The sequence below is a fragment of the Roseateles agri genome (assembly GCF_034043675.1).
In the GTDB taxonomy this organism is placed as follows: Bacteria; Pseudomonadota; Gammaproteobacteria; order Burkholderiales; family Burkholderiaceae_C; genus KK5.
The window spans coordinates 1-17,063 of the sequence record NZ_JAXCLA010000006.1 but is presented as its reverse complement, the minus strand read 5'-3'; the positions used below and the strand labels follow the sequence as shown (position 1 = coordinate 17,063).

The following is a 17,063-nucleotide window of genomic DNA, read 5'->3' as shown; positions in this document are numbered from 1 at the left end:
GCGGCTCCTTCATTGCGGTCGGACCGGGCAATGTAGGGTGCAGAGTCGCTCGGCGCATCCTCAAAAGTGAATGGCCAAAGTAAATGGCCGTGCCGCTTGCGCGGCACGGCCTTAAAGAGCCTGGCAGGGCTTGGAACGTTATTGTTATTGGTTCAGTTTCATGGCCTTCACGTCACCGGTCAGGTAGCCGACGGCGGCCCCGAAGCGGTCCTTGTAGTTGGCGCGAACCAGCGGATCCAGCGTGCTCTGCACCTTGCCGTGCAGGCTGCCCCAGTCGCCCGGGTGCTGGAAGTTGGTGGTGATGTAGGTCCAGCCGTTCAGGTCGTCGACGACTGACAGACCGGTCGCCTCGGCGCCGGCGGGCATCGAGACCAGGCGGGTCAGCGTCTTCGAATCGACGTTGTAGGCCCAGACGAAGTTGTTGACGTGCGTGCTGCTGTCTTCGCCGATGAACAGCGTGCGCAGCGTCTCGGAGAACTTCAGGTTGTCCGGGTTGCCGATCTTGTCCGGGTTGGACAGATTGCCCAGCGCGTCGGCGGCGATGTCCTCGCCCATCAGCAGCGCCTTGGTGACGGTCGGCACCCATTCGCTGTTGATCGCGGCACCGGCCGTGTCCTTCTGGCCGCCGGCCAGTGTGTGGGCCATCACGCCGCCGGCGATCAGGGCCTTGTCGACGGTGACGTTCTTGCTTTCCACCCAGGCGGCATTGCCCTTGACCATCGAGGTCTGGATGTTCTGCAGCGCGGAGTAGGCGATCTTGTCCTTGGCGTTGACGGTCGTGCCTTCCAGCTTCGTGAAGCTCATGCTGGCGCCCATCAGGTTGGCGTAGCGGTGCGTCTCCAGGAAGGCGGCAGCCTTTTCCATGCCGGGCTTCAGCTTGCCCCAGGAGGCCTTGCCGTCGAGGAACATCTTGGTGAAGGTCGCGTCGGCCGGGTCGGTCGTCGCCACGGTCATGATGTCGGTGGGCTTCAACGTGTTGGCCAGTTGCTCGATCTCGGCGCTGGTGGCGTGGCCGAGGTTGATCCAGGTGATCGAGGCGCCGGCGGCGGCCGGGTCCAGCGAGAAGCCGGTGCCGTACTTGGCGACGTACAAGGTGCCGGCCGACAGGTCGGCTTCCTTGTCGGCGACGAACATGAACAGGCCGCCGTTCGTGTAGTCGTCGCCCATCAGTGCGGTGCGCTTGTCGGGCATGACCTGGATCAGCTCGTGCGAGATCCGGCCCATGCAGTAGTGCTTCTTCAGCGTGCCCGTGCCATCGGGGTTGACCGTCACTTCGGGCAGATGGCCGTAGTGGTACGGGTTGGCCTTGGTCTCGTCGCCGAACACGTTCTTGCTGTAGGCCTTGAACTGGGCGTTGCTGGCGATGGCGAACGCGTCCGGCTCGTACTCTTCGCTGGACAGGTGCGTGCCCCAGGGCGAGAGGCTCGCGCCGCAGGTGATCCACAGGCCGTGGGCGGCCGAGGTGTCGACGTTGTGATACTTGACCAGGCTCAGCTTGCCGGTGGTCTGGTCCTGGTCGAGCGTCAGCACGGCGATCGGCGAGGGCAGCTTGCCGTAGGTGTCGTTGCCGGCCTGGTCGCGCGTCGTGTACTCGAACTGGACGACGGCAAACACCGCCTTGCCCTTGATGCCGGTCACGGTCGGGTTGGCCACGCTCAGCAGCGAGGTGCCGTCCGGCGAGTCGGAGAAGAACTGGCGTTCCTTGCCGGCCACCGAGGCGTCCGTGATCGGCTTGTTGTTGATGTCGACGTAACCGCCGGCCAGGATCGTGCCGCCCTTGCCGTCCGGCACCATGTCGCCGGTCATGAAGAAGGGCTGGTAGGCCAGCGCGTAGTGGACGGTGCTGCCGTCGCTCATCTTGACATCCAGCGAGGAGGCGACGGTCGTGGTGGCCATCGCGGCGGCGTTGCTGAGCGCGGGCGCTGCCATCGCGCTGAAGCTGGAGGAGACGTAGGTGGCGTCGTCGCCACCACCGCCGAAGCAGCCGCTGAGGGTTGCGGCACCGACGCCGCCGAGCGGCAATGCGAACGGGAGGCCGAGGAACTTGAGGGCCTGGCGGCGGCTAGGGTTCTGCTGTTGGGTCATGTAGCCTGTGTAAAGCGGTTGTAAACACAGGCACTCTAGGCAGCTTGTATGGCCGCCCGATGACAGAAGTCAGGTTTTGGTCAGTCTTGTCGTGGCAGCTCGGCCGGCTCTGGCAGATCTTTCGGCGCGGCGAACAGGAAACAGTCCACGAAGGTGAAGTACAGCGAGCTGTAGAACACGGTGGAGGCCAGCAGCACCAGCGGTACCGCCAGCAGCGGCAGCGTCTGCTCGGTCAGCCCCAGCACGACGGCCAGGATGCTGCAGACCATGCCCATGGCCATCATCAGCGCGGCCCACAGCAGGCCGTTGACCGCGAAGGCGCCCTTGTTGCGCCAGACGCCCAGGGTGCTGGAGAACAGTGCCTGCATCACGCCCTGGCCGCCCCAGTGGATCAGCGCCGGTGCATGCCAGAAGGGTACGGAAACCAGGGCCGCCAGCCCCAGCCGCGTCAGCGCACCGAGGAAGAGGCGCGAGTCGGAGGCGGCGCTGGCCATCTGGTCGGGCGACGCGCCGCTGGCGGCCAGTTGCTCCAGCGCTTCCAGGCTGCCGCCGTCCACCCACTGGGCGAGCAGCGCCACGGCGAAGGTGGCGGCCGCGTAGGCGGCGCAGAGCATCAGTTGCGAGCGGCGCCGCTGCGCGGTCAGCTTCAGCGGCATCAGGTAGACGCCCGCTGTGGGCGTGCGGTTCTGCAGCACCAGGTGCGTCGCCAGCATGAAGCCCAGCGACAGCATCGGCAGCGACATCAGCAGCGCCACCACGCCCAGCACCGGAATGCTCAGCACCACGAAGGCGAGGAACAGGAACAGGCTCAGCAGGCCCGTCAGCGCCAGCGGGCGGCGGCGGAAGATCTCGAAGCCGTGGCGGATCCACAGCACGCCGTTGCGCGCAGGGACGGTCTGCAGGTGCAGCAGCATCGTGCTGCCGGACGGCGAGGAAGGTTGTTGCGGACTGCTCATGGAGAAAGGAACTTCAGCTCGCCAGCGCGTGCCAGGGCCGGGCGATGCGTTCGCGCAGCACGCGCTCGAAGTGGGTCGGGTCGTGCGGCTTCAGCATCGAGGCGTCGCGCGGCAGGTGGAAATCCCACAGGCGCGAGATCCAGAAGCGCAGCGCGGCGGCGCGCAGCAGCGCCGGCAGCAGCCGGTGCTCGGCGCCGCTCAGCGGCCGCACCGATTCATAACTGCGCACGAAGGCAGCGGCGCGCTGCTCGTCCAGCCGGCCGCTGGCCAGGTCGATGCACCAGTCGTTCAGGCAGACGCAGAGGTCGAACAGCCAGGTGTCCACGCAGCCGAAGTAGAAGTCGAAGAAGCCGCTCAGCTGCTCACGGCCGGGCAGGCCTTCGAACATCACGTTGTCACGGAACAGGTCGGCGTGGATCGGACCGCGCGGCAGCTCGGCATAGGTCTGCGAAACGGCCAGTTGCTGCTGCCAGGCGAGCTCGCTCTTCAGCAGCTCGGCGGGCGCGGCGTCCATGTAGGGCAGCACCGTGGGAACGGTCTCGGTCCACCAGGCCAGGCCGCGCAGGTTGGGCTGGTGCAGCGGGAAGTCCTGGCCGGCCAGGTGCATCTGCGCCAGCCGGGTGCCGACCTGCTCGCAGTGGAAGACGTCGGGCGCCAACTGGTGGCCGCCGCGCAGCTTGTTGACCAGCGCCGCCGGCTTGCCGGCCACGGTGAACAGGATCTCGCCCGTTTCGTCGGCCTGCGGGTCCGGCACCGGTACGCCGTGCGAGGCCAGGTGCTTCATCAGGTGCAGGTAGAACGGCAACTGCTCGAAGCTGAGCCGCTCGAACACCGTCAGCACGAACTCGCCGCCGTAGCGCGGCGTGGCGCTGGTGACGAAGTAATTGGTGTTCTCGATGCCGGCGCTGATACCGCGCAGGTGCTGGAGCTGGCCCAGGCCCAGGTGGTCGAGCAGGGCTTGCGCCTGCGCGGGCAAGACTTCAGTGAATACAGCCATGGATGGCGAGGGGCAGGCGGCGGGCCCGCGGGAAGTTTGGAGGTCGGGTCAGAAATCGAGCACGCGCCAGACGCTGCGGCCGATGCTGAAGCGCGTGCCGCCGGCCTCGAAGGTCCAGTCGTAGCTCGCATTGCCCATCACGATCTCGTAGTCCGGAACCGGGATCGGGCCGTTCTTCTTGTGAACCTTGACCCGTTGGGTCTGGCCGCGCACGCGCAGCTGCTCGATGCGCGTGTGCTCGTCCTCGATCACCGAGTCCTCGACCTTGGGCTCGACATCGGCTGAATCCACCTGGTCGGGGAGCACGGTCCAGCCGGGCTTGACGGGCGGCGTGTCGGCCCGCTTGTCGTCGGCCGCATGGGCGACGCCGGTGAACAGCAGGGCGGCGAGGAGGAGGGTGGTACGCGGCATGATCCCGCCATTCTATGGCGCGGCTGCATGGACAATGCGCCGCATGAGCGAGAAGAAACCCATCCTGCTGCTGGTCGACGGTTCCAGCTATCTCTACCGCGCCTATCACGCGCTGCCCGACCTGCGCGGCCCCGAGGGCGTGCCCACCGGCGCGCTGCACGGCATGGTGGCGATGATGAAGAAGCTGCGCGAGCAGGTGGGCGCCGCCCACGCCGTGTGCGTGTTCGACGCCAAGGGCAAGACCTTCCGCGACGACTGGTATCCGGAATACAAGGCCCAGCGCGCGCCGATGCCCGACGCGCTGCGCGAGCAGATCGAGCCGATCCACGAGGTGGTGCGCCTGCTGGGCTGGCCGATCCTGGAGGTGCCCGGCATCGAGGCCGATGACGCGATCGGCACCTTGGCGCGCGTGGCCGCCCAGGCCGGCCACCAGGTCGTCGTCTCGACCGGCGACAAGGACATGGCGCAGCTGGTGACCGAAGACGTCACCCTGATGAACACGATGAGCAACGAGACGCTGGACATCGCCGGCGTCACCGCCAAGTTCGGCGTGCCGCCGGACCGCATCATCGACTACCTGACCTTGATGGGCGACACGGTCGACAACGTGCCGGGCGTCGAGAAGGTCGGCCCGAAGACGGCCGCCAAGTGGATCGCCGAACACGGCTCGCTGGACGGCGTGATCGCCAACGCCGACAAGGTCAAGGGCGTGGCCGGCGAGAACCTGCGCAAGGCGCTCGACTGGCTGCCGATGGGCCGCAAGCTGGTGACGATTCGCTGCGACTGCGACCTGGCCGGCCACATCGAAGCCTGGCCCGCGCTGGACGCGCTGGCGCTGAAGGCCGTGGACACCGACGGCCTGCGCGACTTCTACGCCCGCTATGGCTTCAAGACCTGGCTGAAGGAACTGAGCGTCAAGGCACCCGAGCCCGTCAACGAGGACATGTTCACCGATGCGCCGGTGCCGGAGGCCGTCGACGTCGAACGCCGCTACGACACCATCCTCACGTGGGAGCACTTCGACGTCTGGCTGGATCGGCTGCAGCAGTCCGAGCTGAGCGCGCTGGACACCGAGACCGACTCGCTGGAACCGATGCTGGCGCAGATCGTCGGCATCTCCTTCTCGGTACAGGCCGGCGAGGCCGCCTACATTCCGCTGCGCCACAACGGGCCGGACGCGCCGGAGCAATTGCCGATCGACGAGGTGCTGGCCAAGCTGAAGCCCTGGCTGGAGGACGCCAGCAAGCCCAAGCTTGGCCAGAACCTGAAGTACGACACCCACGTGTTCGCCAACCACGGCATCGCGCTGCGCGGCATCCAGCACGACACGATGCTGCAGAGCTACGTGCTGGATTCCTCCAAGAACCATGGCCTCGGCGCTCTGGGCGAGCGCAACCTCGGCCGCGCCGGCGTCAGCTACGAAGACCTCTGCGGCAAGGGCGCGCACCAGATCCCGTTCGCGCAGGTGGACGTGGAGAAGGCCTCGCACTACTCGGCCGAGGATTCGGACATGTGCCTGCAGGTCCACCAGATCCTGTGGCCGAAGATCGAGGCGGCTCCGGGCTTGCTGAAGATCTACCGCGACGTCGAGATGCCGGTCAGCGACCTGCTGGCGCGCATCGAGCGCAACGGCGTGCTGATCGACGGAGCGCTGCTGCAGGCGCAAAGCCATGAGCTGGCGCAGCGCCTGGTCGCGATCGAACAGGAGGCCTACGCGATCGCCGGCCAGCCCTTCAATATGGGCAGCCCCAAGCAGCTCGGCGAGATCCTGTTCGACAAGCTGGGCCTGCCGACGATCAAGAAGACCGCCACCGGCGCCCGCTCGACCGACGAGGAAGTGCTCGCCAAGCTGGCCGAGGACTTTCCGCTGCCGGCCAAGATCCTGGAGCACCGCGGCCTGGCCAAGCTCAAGAGCACCTACACCGACAAGCTGCCGTTGCAGGTCAACAAGGCCACCGGCCGCGTGCACACCAACTACGCCCAGGCGGTGGCGGTGACCGGCCGCCTGTCCAGCAACGACCCGAACCTGCAGAACATCCCGATCCGCACGGCCGAGGGCCGGCGCGTGCGCGAGGCCTTCGTCGCGCCGGCCGGCTTCACGCTCGTCAGCGCCGACTACTCGCAGATCGAGCTGCGGCTGATGGCCCACATCAGCGAGGACCCGGGCATGCTGAAGGCTTTCGGCGAGAACCTGGACATCCACCGCGCCACCGCCAGCGAGGTGTTCAACGTGCCGCTGGCCGAGGTGTCCGCCGAACATCGCCGTTATGCGAAGACGATCAACTTCGGCCTGATCTACGGCATGGGCGCCTTCGGCCTGGCCTCCAGCCTGGGCATCGAGCAGAAGGCGGCCAAGGACTACATCGACCGCTACTTCACCCGCTTTGCCGGCGTGCGCGACTATATGGAACGTACCAAGGTCTTCGCCCGCGAGAACGGCTATGTGGAGACCCTGTTCGGCCGCCGCATCTGGCTGCCCGAGATCAACGGCGGCAACGGCCCGCGCAAGGCCGGTGCCGAGCGCCAGGCGATCAACGCGCCGATGCAGGGCACGGCCTCCGACCTGATCAAGCTGGCGATGATCGCCGTGCAGCAGGCGCTGGACGCGCAGGGCAAAGCGACCCGCATCATCATGCAGGTGCACGACGAACTGGTCTTCGAAGTACCCGAGGCCGAGCTGGACTGGGTCAAGGCCGAGGTGCCGCGCCTGATGGCCGGCGTCGCCCAGCTGAAGGTGCCGCTGCTGGCGGAGGTGGGCGTGGGTGCGAACTGGGATGAGGCACACTGAAGCGCATGAACTGGCCCTATGAATTGCAGATCGGCTGGCGCTACACGCGGGCCGGCCGCGGCGGGCGCCGCAATCGTTTCATCTCCTTCATCTCCGGCGTCTCGGTGCTGGGCATCGCGCTGGGTGTGGCGGCGCTGATCATCGTGCTGTCGGTGATGAACGGCTTCCAGCGCGAGGTGCGTGATCGCATGCTGTCGGTCGTCGCCCACGTGGAGCTGATGTCCTACGACGGTCAGGGCCTGCCGGACTGGCATGCCACCGCCGCCAAGGCGCGCGAGAACCCGGCCGTGCTCGGCGCCGCGCCCTTCGTCGCGGCACAGGCGCTGATCGCGCGCGGCGACGAGATGCGCGGCGCGATCATCCGCGGCATCTCGCCGGCCGACGAGGCGACCGTGACGCCGCTGGCCGCGCAGCTGAAGGACGGCGTGCTGACCAAGCTGCAGCCCGGCAGCTGGGGCATCGTGCTGGGCATCGAGCTGGCGCGCTCGCTGGGCGTGCGCGAGGGCGACAAGATCACCCTTGTGGCGCCCAATGGCGACGTCACACCTGCCGGGGTGTCGCCGCGGCTGAAGCAGTTCACCGTCGTCGGCACCTTCTCCGCCGGCCACTACGAGTACGACAGCGGCCTGGCGCTGATCGACATCACGGACGCGAGCAAGCTCTTCCGCACCACCGGCCCGACCGGCGTGCAGCTGAAGCTGAAGGACGTGAACGCCGCCCGCGAGGTGGCCGCACAGCTGGCGCAGTCGATGGGGCCGGAGATCTTCGTTCGCGACTGGACCCGCACCAACGCGAACTGGTTCGACGCGGTGCAGGTCGAGAAGCGGATGATGGGCATCATCCTGACCCTGATCGTTGCGGTGGCCGCGTTCAACCTGGTCTCCACGCTGGTGATGACGGTGACCGACAAGCAAGCCGACATCGCCATCCTGCGCACGCTCGGCGCCACGCCGCGCTCGATCATGGGCATCTTCATGGTCCAGGGCGCCGCCTCGGGCGTCATCGGCACCTTCGCCGGCGTGGGCTTCGGCCTGCTGGTGGCCTTCAACATCGACGTGATCGTGCCCTTCATCGAACATCTGCTGCACGCCAGCTTCCTGCCGGCCAGCGTCTACCTGATCAACCACATGCCCAGCGATCCGCAGAGCGGCGATGTGATCCCCATCACCGTGATCTCGCTGATCCTCGCCTTCGTCGCGACCGTCTACCCGAGCTGGCGCGCCAGCCGCGTCCAACCCGCTGAAGCGCTGCGTTATGAATGAGCTCGTGCTGAAGGGCGAGGCGCTGACGCGGCGCTTCAAGGAAGGCGAGCTGGACGTGCAGGTGCTCAGCGGCGTGGACGTCGCGGTGGGCCGCGGCCAGACGCTGGCGATCGTCGGCGCATCCGGTTCGGGCAAGTCCACCTTGCTGCACCTGCTGGGCGGGCTGGACAAGCCGACCAGCGGCAGCGTCACGCTGATGGGCCGGCGACTCGATGGCATGAGCGAGAGCGCATTGGGCGCCTGGCGCAACGAGCACCTCGGCTTCGTCTATCAGTTCCACCACCTGCTGCCCGAGTTCAGCGCGCTGGACAACGTGGCGATGCCGCTGCGCGTGCGGCGCATGCCGCAGGAGCAGGCGCGCGAGCAGGCGGCGGCGATGCTGGCCCGCGTGGGCCTGGGCGCGCGCGTGAAGCACCGGCCGGCAGAACTGTCTGGCGGCGAGCGCCAGCGCGTCGCGATCGCCCGCGCGCTGGTGTGCCGCCCGGCCTGCGTGCTGGCCGACGAACCCACCGGCAACCTGGACCGCAGCACCGCCCAGGCGGTGTTCGAGCTGATGCTGCAGACGGCGCAGGAGCTGGGCACGGCCTTCGTGATGGTCACCCACGACCAGGCGCTGGCGGCCCAGTGCGGCACGCGTTTCAGCCTGGTCGGCGGACACGTACAAACTTGATCTGAAGAATTCTTCGATGACTTCCCGTTTCATCCTCAAGCTCAGCTGCCCCGACCGGGCCGGCATCGTCCACGCCGTCACCGGCTTCCTGCTGGAGCAGGGCGGCAACATCCTGACCTCGGCCCAGCACGGCGATCCGGATCACCGGCGCTTTTTCATGCGCATCGAGTTCGAGGCCAGCGCCGAGCTCGCCGAGATGCGCGGCGCCTTCGAGCCGCTGGCGGCGCAGATGCAGATGGACTGGGAACTGGTGGCCGGCGCGCACAAGACGCGTGTGCTGCTGCTGGTCTCCAAGCTGGGCCACTGCCTGAACGACCTGCTGTTCCGCGTGCAGACCGGCCACCTGCCGATCGAGATCCCGGCCATCGTCAGCAACCACCGCGACTTCTACCAACTGGCCGCCTCGCACGACATTCCCTTCCATCACTTCCCGCTGCTGCAGTCGACGCCGGAGCAGAAGGCGGCGCAGGAGCGCAAGCTGATCGAGGTGATCGAGGAGAACCGGATCGAGCTGGTCGTCCTGGCGCGCTACATGCAGATCCTGTCGCCGGAGCTGTGCCGCTACCTGAGCGGCCGGGCGATCAACATTCACCACAGCTTCCTGCCCAGCTTCAAGGGCGCGCGGCCCTATCACCAGGCCTATGACCGCGGCGTCAAGCTGATCGGCGCGACCGCACACTACGTGACCTCGGACCTGGACGAGGGTCCGATCATCGAGCAGGAGATCGCCCGCATCGACCACAGCCTGACGGCGGAGCAGCTCACGGCGATCGGCCGTGATGTGGAGTGCGTGACCCTGGCCCGCGCGATCCAGTGGCATGCCGAGCACCGGGTGCTGATGAATGGCAACCGCACCGTCGTTTTCCGATAGCCACTGCCACCTCGACGCCGCGGAGTTCGACGCGGACCGGGATGCGGTGGTGGCCCGCGCGCGGGCGGCGGGCGTCACGCAGATCGTGATTCCGGCGGTGGTCGCCGGCAATTTCGATGCGGTGCGCGAGCTGGCGCATCGGCATGGCTTCACGTACGCGCTGGGCATCCATCCGCTGTATGTGATGCAGGCGCGAGACGAGGATCTGGCCGTGCTCGAGAAGCAGCTTGCGGCGCATGCGGACGATCCGCGCCTGGTCGCGGTCGGCGAGATCGGGTTGGACTTCTTCGTGCAGGGCCTCGACGTGGCGCGGCAGCAGCATTTCTACATCGAGCAGTTGAAGCTGGCGAAGCGCGCCGGCCTGCCGGTGATCCTCCACGTGCGCCGCAGCGCCGACCAGCTGCTGGCCGGGCTGCGACGCACGGGCTTCAAGGCCGGCGGCATCGGCCATGCATTCAACGGCAGCCGGCAGCAGGCCGAGGCCTTCATCGAACTTGGCTTCAAGCTCGGCTTCGGCGGCACCTTGACCTTCGATCGCTCGCTGCAGATCCGCCGGCTGGCGGCCGAGCTGCCGGCCGAGGCGATCGTGCTGGAGACCGATGCGCCGGAGATACCGCCGCAATGGCTCTACAAGACCGCCGCCGAGCGCGAGGCTGGCGCGACGACGCGCAACGAGCCGGGCGAGCTGCCGCGCATCGGCGCGGAACTGGCGGCGCTGCGCGGCTGGTCGATCGAGGAGACGGCCCGCATCACGCGAGCCAATACCGAGGCGGTCCTTCAGCGGTTGCGCGGCGCGACCGGCGTCTCTGGCACCGGGTAGCCGGCGGCGCCGAAGGTGGCCACCACGGCCTTGTGCGTGTCGAAGTAGACCTGCCAGTAGTTGTCGGTATGCGTGTACGGCCGCACGCACAGCAGCGGCCCTTCGGGCGTGAAGCCGATGATCTCGATGTCGGGTGCCGGCGCGGTGGCGACGTTCGGGATCTTGGCGACGGCTTCCTTCAGCCGCGCGATTGCGTCCAGCGGATCGACGCTGTTGGCGACCTTGGCCGTGCAATCGACGCGGCGCAGGGGCAGGGCCGAGAAGTTCTGGATCGTGTCCGAGAAGATCTTGTTGTTGCCGATGGTGTTCTGCACGTTGTCGCCGCTGATGATGACCGTGCCGAACAGGCCGATCTCATGAACGGTGCCGGTGACACCGCCGGCGCTGACCAGGTCGCCCACCTTGAACGGCCGCAGCACCTGCATGAAGATGCCCGCGGCAAAGTGCGCCAGCAGCCCGCCCCAGGCGGTGCCGATCGCCAGGCCCGCGCCGGCCAGCAGTGCGGCGAAAGAGGTGGTCTGCACGCCGAAGATGCCCAGCACCGCCAGCGCCAGCACAATCGTCAAGGTGACGCTCAGGATCGAGCGCAGGTATTGGGCCAGCGTGGCGTCGATGCGCTTGCCGCGCTCCAGCGCGCCGGTGAACATGCGCACCACCAGGCCGATCAGCCAGCGCCCGACGACCCAGGCAACCACCGCCCCCAGCACCTTCAGACCGAAATCCACGCCCTGCGTGCTCAAAAAGGTCCAGATGACTTCTGTGTTCATGATTGAATCCATTCCCCGTGATTGAAGACGACGACAACAGCCCCGCAGGGCGACGCATCATCGCAAAGCCGATCGTGCGGCTGCAAGGGCTGGCGCCCCAGGTGTCGGAACGCACACGACTGCTTTTGCTGGGCAGCTTCCCTGGCGTGGCCTCGCTGCAGGCGCAGCGCTACTACGGCCACCCGCGCAACCAGTTCTGGCGGCTGGTCGGCGAGGCACTGGGCCTGCCGCTGGCCGAGGCGGACTACGAGGCGCGCCTGGCGCTGCTGGACCGGCACCGCGTGGGCCTGTGGGACGTGATCACCGAGACCGAGCGCGAAGGCAGCCTGGACAGCAATATCCGCGACCCGCGCGCGAGCGATCTGCTCGCCTTGATCGCGGGCCTGCCCGGCCTGCGCACGATCGCCTTCAACGGCGGCACCGCGCATCGGATCGGCCTGCGCCAACTGGGCGAGGCCGCCGCCCGATACCGTATCCTCGCCTTGCCCTCATCGAGCCCGGCTTACACCCTGGCGTACGCCGCCAAGCTCGAAGCCTGGCGGCAGATTTCCCTGATTGAAGAAGAACAAGCATGACCAAGACCGCCAAGCCGAAGTGGGCACCGGCCACCCTGTCCGAGTACGACGGCATCCGTTTCCTGCATCTCGATTCGATCTGGGTGCAGGGCGCCATGCGGATCAGGAAGCCGCAGCAGCTGGAGCTCGAATACATCCAGCGGATGATGGCCTGGATGCTGTGGCGCGACTCGGCCGAGCTGAACGAAGGCCACGCGGTGCAGCTGGGGTTGGGAGCTGCGGCGATCACGCGTTTCTGTCACAAGGTGTTGCGGATGCGGACGACGGCGATCGAGCTGAACCCGACCGTGATCTCGGCCTGCCGCGCCTGGTTCCAGCTGCCGGAGAACGACCGGCTGCTGACGGTGGTCAACGCCGACGCGGCCGAATGGGTGGCGAACGCGGAGCCGCAGCAGGCGCAGGTGCTGAACGTGGACCTGTACGACCACGAGGCCGCCTCGCCGGTGCTGGACGACGAAGCCTTCTACGCCGGCTGCCGCGCGCTGCTGGCCGACGGCGGCCTGATGACGGTGAACCTGTTCGGACGTAACGCCAGCTTTGCACGGAGTGCCGTGCGGATCGCGCGGGTCTTCGGCAGCGACCAGGTCTGGAGCCTGGCACCAACGAAGGAGGGCAACACGGTGGTCGTCGCGGCGCGCGGCGTACGGGTTCCCGAGCGGGACGAACTGGAGCGCCGAGCGGCTAATATCGAAGCGCTGTACGGAGGGTACGGCTTGCCGGCTCGCAAATGGCTGCGGCTGGTGCGGCCTCTGCCATTGAGCATCGTCGAACAGCTTCACCACCAGCAACCCGCTGCCGAGTCATGAACATGAGTGTCAGCCCCCGGCCCGCCGTTCCCCCTTCAGCTCCGAAGCCGGAAGGCCGGCTCGAATGGCGGTTGCTGCTGCGTTGGCTGCGCGAGGACGGGCTCGTCGACGAGGCGCAGGCGCAGCGCACCGAGCAGCGCTTCGCCGCCGGTGACAGCTCGCTGCATCCGCTGGTGCGGCTGGGCCACGCGGGCCTGGTGCGCCTCGGTACGAGCAAGGCGCTGGACGTCGACGCGCTGTCCGAGTGGCTGGCCAAGCGTGCGGGCCTGGCCTTCCTGCGCATCGATCCGCTGAAGGTGGATGTGGGTCGCGTGTCCGACGTGATGTCGGTGGGCTATGCCGAGGCCAAGCGCTGCCTGCCGGTGCTGGTCGGGCTGACGGATGTGACGATCGCCACCTCCGAGCCCTTCGACACGGCCTGGGTCGCGCAGATCGAGGCGCACACCAGAAAACCGATCAAGCTGGTCGTGTCCAACCCGCTGGACATCGCGCGCTACACGACCGAGTTCTTCACGCTGGCCAAGTCCGTGCGCGCCGCCGCCAAGGCTGGCGAGGCGACGCAGGTGGCGAGCTTCGAGCAACTCGTCGAGCTGGGCAAGAGCAACAAGCAGCTCGACGCGAACGACCAGGGCGTCGTGCAGGTCGTCGACTGGCTGTGGCAGTACGCGTTCGACCAGCGCGCCTCGGACATCCACCTGGAACCGCGCCGCGAGATGAGCGTGATCCGCTTCCGCATCGACGGCGTGCTGCACACGGTCTACCAACTGCCGAATACGGTGATGAGCGCGATGATCTCGCGCATCAAGCTGCTGGGGCGTATGGATGTGGTGGAACGCCGCCGCCCGCTGGACGGCCGCATCAAGACGCGCAATCCGGCGGGGGACGAGGTGGAGATGCGGCTCTCGACCCTGCCGACCGCCTTCGGCGAGAAGATGGTGATGCGGATCTTCGATCCGGACACCGCCGTCAAGGACCTCAGCATGCTGGGCTTCTCCAGCCACGACAGCGAGCGCTGGGAACGGCTGGTGACGCAGGCGCACGGCATCATCCTGGTCACCGGCCCGACCGGCAGCGGCAAGACGACGACGCTCTACTCGACCTTGAAGCGGCTGGCGACCGATGAGGTCAATGTCTGCACGATCGAGGACCCGATCGAAATGATCGAGCCGGCCTTCAACCAGACGCAGGCGCAGAGCGCGCTGGATTTCGGTTTCGCCGAGGGCCTGCGTGCGTTGATGCGGCAGGATCCGGACATCATCATGGTGGGCGAGATCCGCGACCTGGAGACGGCCGAGATGGCGATCCAGGCCTCGCTCACCGGTCACCTGGTCTTCAGCACGCTGCACACGAACGACGCGGCCGCAGCGATCACGCGGCTGACGGACCTGGGCGTGCCGTCCTACCTGATCAGCGCGACCGTCATCGGCGTGCTCGCGCAGCGGCTGGTACGCACCCTGTGCAACCAGTGCAAGCAGCCGGACCCGAACGTCACGCGCGAGACCTTGAACGACGTCGTCAAGCACTGGCGGATGAATGGCGGCGTGAAGCCCTACAAGCCGGTCGGCTGCCTGGAATGCCGCAATACCGGCTACCGCGGCCGCGCCGGGCTGTACGAGTTGCTGACGGTCGGTGAGTCGATCAAGAAGCATCTGCAGCCGACGCCGGACCTCGAGGCGCTGCGTCGCCAGGCGACCCAGGAGGGGCTGCGCCCGCTGCGGCTGGCGGGCGCGATGAAGGTGGCCGAGGGGGTGACGACGCTGGAAGAAATCTTGCGCAACACTCCGGCCTGGGACGCCTAGGTCCTCTTCCGCGATGAAGCTGAAGAGCCAGCGGGACTTCTGGTCCGGCCTGATGTTCGTCTTGATCGGCCTGGCGTTTGCCTGGGCGGCGACGGCCTACGACTTCGGCTCGTCGGCCTCGCCCGGACCGGGCCTGCTGCCGTTTGCCTTGGGCCTGTTGCTGGCGCTGCTGGGCGGGCTCGTGTTGTTCAAGTCCTTGGCCATCGAGTCGGAGCGAGGTGAGCCCGTCAGCCAGATCGCATGGCGGCCGGTGCTGCTGGTGCCCGTGGCGATCTGCGCCTTCGGCTATGGCATGTCGCGGCTGGGGCTGGTGTGCACGATGCCGGTCGTGACCGCGCTCGGGGTGCTGGCCACTGGCGAGCAGCGCTGGCGCTGGGTGCTTTTCGCTGCCGTGCTGGCCACGGTGCTGGCGTGGGCGGTGCTGATCCACGGGCTGCATCTGGCGCTGCCGGTCTGGCCGGGCGTGGCTTCCTGAGCGGATTCGCATGGATCTGCTGAACAAGCTCTCGCTGGGCCTGCATGTGGCGTTCGCCTGGCCGCAATTGCTTGCGGCGGTGGCGGGCAGCCTGTTGGGCTTGCTGACCGGTGTGCTGCATCGTCTGCGGCCGGTCACGATGATGGCGCTATTGCTGCCCCTGGTGCCGATGCTGGATGCGGGTGTGGCCCTGATGCTGCTGGTGGGCGTCCATTGCGGCGCGCGCTACGGTGCTGCGGCCGCGATGCTGATGACGCAGCCGGCCGAGCCGGGGGTATTCGGCGTTTCGCCGCTGGCCGCGGAAGGGCAGGCGCTGACAAGGCAGGGGCGGGGCGCGGCGATGTTGCGGCTGGGGGCCGTGGCGGGCTTCGTCGCGGCTTGTGGCGGCTTGCTGCTGATCGTGGCGCTGGCGCCGCCGCTGACCGAACTGGCCTTCCGCTTCGGTGCGGCCGAGGTGTTCAGCCTGATGGTGCTGGGTCTCGTGGGTTCCGCGGCGCTGGCTGGCGGATCGCTGGTCGGATCGCTGGGGATGGCCGTGCTGGGTCTGCTGTTGACGCAGATCGGACGGGTACCGCAGGCGGATCTGCTGCAGCAGGGCCTCGGTGTGATTCCGCTGGCGATCGGCCTGTTCGCCGCGGGCGAAGTGATCATCAACCTGGGGCGGGCCGCGCAGGCGCGGCGCGAGCGGATCGTGCCGGAGCAGGTCGCGGGTCAGTGGCCGACGCGCTCGGACCTGCGCGAAGCCTGGACGGCGGTGCTTCGTGGCACCTTGCTCGGTTCGATGGTGGGATTGCTGCCGGGTGCGAGCACGGTGCTGGCCGCTGTTTCTGCCTATGGACTGGAGAGACGGGCGGCGGCCGGCCCCGTGGCCGGCGCGATGGGGCCTGAAGCGGCCCGGCACGCTGCGGTCCAGACGACGCTCTTGCCGGTGCTGACACTGGGGATTCCGGCGAGCGCGACGACCGCACTGTTGGTCGCCGCCATGACCATCAAAGGCCTGCAGGCCGGGCCGCTGCTGATGACGGGCCAGCCGAGTCTGTTCTGGGGACTCATCGCGTCGATCTGGATCGGCAATGCCGTGCTGCTGGCCGTGGGCCTGTCGCTCGCTGGCGTGTGGGATCGCCTGTTGACCATCAGCTACCGGCGCTTTGCCGTGCCCGTGCTGCTGCTGTGCTGCTTCGGTGTCTACCTTGGTGGCGGTGAGCACGCCGTCTACCTGATGGCCGTCGCCGCGCTGATGGGCTACGTCTTCCACAAACTCCGCACTCAGACGGCACCCCTGCTGCTGGGCTTTGTACTGGGGCCGATGATGGAAGAGAACCTGCGACGCGCGCTGCAACTGGCCGATGGCGAATGGAGCGTGTTCGTGAGCCGGCCCCTGTCGCTGAGCTTGCTGATGGCCGCGCTGCTGCTCCTCCTTCTCGTGCTGCTGCCGAAGATCCGCAGCCGGCGACAGACGGTCTTCCGGGAAGAGGGCTGAGCGACCTTCCGAAGAAATCTACCGATCTCTTGCTCGCCTCAAAATTCCTGTGCTACAGTAGAGGGCTTCGCTACACACAAACCGCCTCGGCGGGTGCGGTGAAGGGAGTAGGGATTTGGTTGGCAGTGGTATGGCTAACCGGCGTTTCTAGTTTGATCGAACGGCTTTTTGAGGTGTTCGAAAGAATTTTGAAGAAATGCTTGACGGTGTTTTAAAAAACAGGTCATAATCTCGCTTCTGTGCTGATCACTGATCGGCGCGACAAGAAAGAGTTTAGATCCTTGATTGTTGTTAAGGGTTT

15 protein-coding genes are annotated in these 17,063 nt (G+C 67.3%); 10 read left to right on the top strand and 5 right to left on the bottom strand.

Going from position 1 to position 17,063, the window contains the following annotated elements; genetic code table 11:
- Positions 1-144: 144 nt before the first annotated feature.
- The 4 genes from SNE35_RS18235 to SNE35_RS18220 all read right to left on the bottom strand — a co-directional run bounded on the left by SNE35_RS18235 (position 145) and on the right by SNE35_RS18220 (position 4,449).
- Entirely contained in the window at positions 145-2,085 is a 1,941-nt protein-coding gene (locus tag SNE35_RS18235) for a PhoX family protein (RefSeq protein ID WP_320424386.1), read from the bottom strand.
- Between the two features lie 80 nt (positions 2,086-2,165).
- Positions 2,166-3,041: a BPSS1780 family membrane protein gene (locus tag SNE35_RS18230; protein WP_320424384.1), complete on the bottom strand. Its 876-nt coding sequence runs from the start codon at positions 3,039-3,041 to the stop codon at positions 2,166-2,168.
- Between the two features lie 13 nt (positions 3,042-3,054).
- On the bottom strand, positions 3,055-4,038 hold the full coding sequence (locus tag SNE35_RS18225; protein WP_320424382.1) for a homoserine kinase: 984 nt from the start codon (positions 4,036-4,038) through the stop codon (positions 3,055-3,057).
- Positions 4,039-4,086: 48 nt separating this feature from the next.
- Complete coding sequence (locus tag SNE35_RS18220) at positions 4,087-4,449, bottom strand: hypothetical protein (protein ID WP_320424381.1); 363 nt, start codon at positions 4,447-4,449, stop codon at positions 4,087-4,089.
- A 43-nt stretch (positions 4,450-4,492) separates the two neighbouring features.
- Here SNE35_RS18220 and polA point away from each other — a divergent pair, with 43 nt between their 5' ends.
- The 5 genes from polA to SNE35_RS18195 are packed head-to-tail and all read left to right on the top strand — an operon-like array spanning position 4,493 to position 10,860.
- The gene (gene polA, locus SNE35_RS18215; RefSeq protein WP_320424380.1) at positions 4,493-7,237 is read left to right on the top strand and encodes a DNA polymerase I; all 2,745 of its coding nucleotides are present in this window, start codon (positions 4,493-4,495) and stop codon (positions 7,235-7,237) included.
- A 5-nt stretch (positions 7,238-7,242) separates the two neighbouring features.
- A complete protein-coding gene (locus SNE35_RS18210) occupies positions 7,243-8,499 on the top strand; it encodes a lipoprotein-releasing ABC transporter permease subunit (RefSeq protein WP_320424379.1) in 1,257 nt (418 codons plus the stop codon).
- A complete protein-coding gene (locus tag SNE35_RS18205) occupies positions 8,492-9,169 on the top strand; it encodes an ABC transporter ATP-binding protein (protein ID WP_320424378.1) in 678 nt (225 codons plus the stop codon). Before SNE35_RS18210 ends, SNE35_RS18205 begins: the two co-directional genes overlap by 8 nt.
- Positions 9,170-9,185: 16 nt before the next feature.
- Positions 9,186-10,040 carry a formyltetrahydrofolate deformylase gene (gene purU / locus SNE35_RS18200; protein ID WP_320424377.1) on the top strand — a complete coding sequence of 285 codons (855 nt, stop codon included), beginning with the start codon at positions 9,186-9,188 and terminating at the stop codon, positions 10,038-10,040.
- The gene (locus SNE35_RS18195) at positions 10,012-10,860 is read left to right on the top strand and encodes a TatD family hydrolase (protein WP_320424376.1); all 849 of its coding nucleotides are present in this window, start codon (positions 10,012-10,014) and stop codon (positions 10,858-10,860) included. The genes purU and SNE35_RS18195 overlap by 29 nt, the downstream gene beginning before the upstream one ends.
- Here the strand turns inward: SNE35_RS18195 and SNE35_RS18190 are convergent.
- A complete protein-coding gene (locus SNE35_RS18190; protein WP_320424375.1) occupies positions 10,818-11,627 on the bottom strand; it encodes a mechanosensitive ion channel family protein in 810 nt (269 codons plus the stop codon). The genes SNE35_RS18195 and SNE35_RS18190 overlap by 43 nt on opposite strands.
- 17 nt (positions 11,628-11,644) lie before the next feature.
- Here SNE35_RS18190 and SNE35_RS18185 point away from each other — a divergent pair, with 17 nt between their 5' ends.
- Genes SNE35_RS18185 through SNE35_RS18165 form a run of 5 tightly spaced genes read left to right on the top strand, consistent with a single transcriptional unit; the run spans position 11,645 to position 16,762 of the window.
- Positions 11,645-12,202, top strand: a complete 558-nt coding sequence (locus SNE35_RS18185) for a DNA-deoxyinosine glycosylase (protein ID WP_431312765.1) — start codon at positions 11,645-11,647, stop codon at positions 12,200-12,202.
- Entirely contained in the window at positions 12,199-13,008 is an 810-nt protein-coding gene (locus tag SNE35_RS18180; protein WP_320424373.1) for a class I SAM-dependent methyltransferase, read from the top strand. Before SNE35_RS18185 ends, SNE35_RS18180 begins: the two co-directional genes overlap by 4 nt.
- Before the next feature lie 2 nt (positions 13,009-13,010).
- Entirely contained in the window at positions 13,011-14,807 is a 1,797-nt protein-coding gene (gene tfpB / locus SNE35_RS18175; RefSeq protein WP_320424372.1) for a type IV pilus assembly ATPase TfpB, read from the top strand.
- Positions 14,808-14,820: 13 nt separating this feature from the next.
- Complete coding sequence (locus SNE35_RS18170; protein WP_320424371.1) at positions 14,821-15,282, top strand: tripartite tricarboxylate transporter TctB family protein; 462 nt, start codon at positions 14,821-14,823, stop codon at positions 15,280-15,282.
- 10 nt (positions 15,283-15,292) lie between these two features.
- Positions 15,293-16,762, top strand: coding sequence for a tripartite tricarboxylate transporter permease (locus tag SNE35_RS18165; protein ID WP_320424370.1), 1,470 nt, complete (start codon positions 15,293-15,295; stop codon positions 16,760-16,762).
- Positions 16,763-17,063 lie beyond the last annotated feature (301 nt).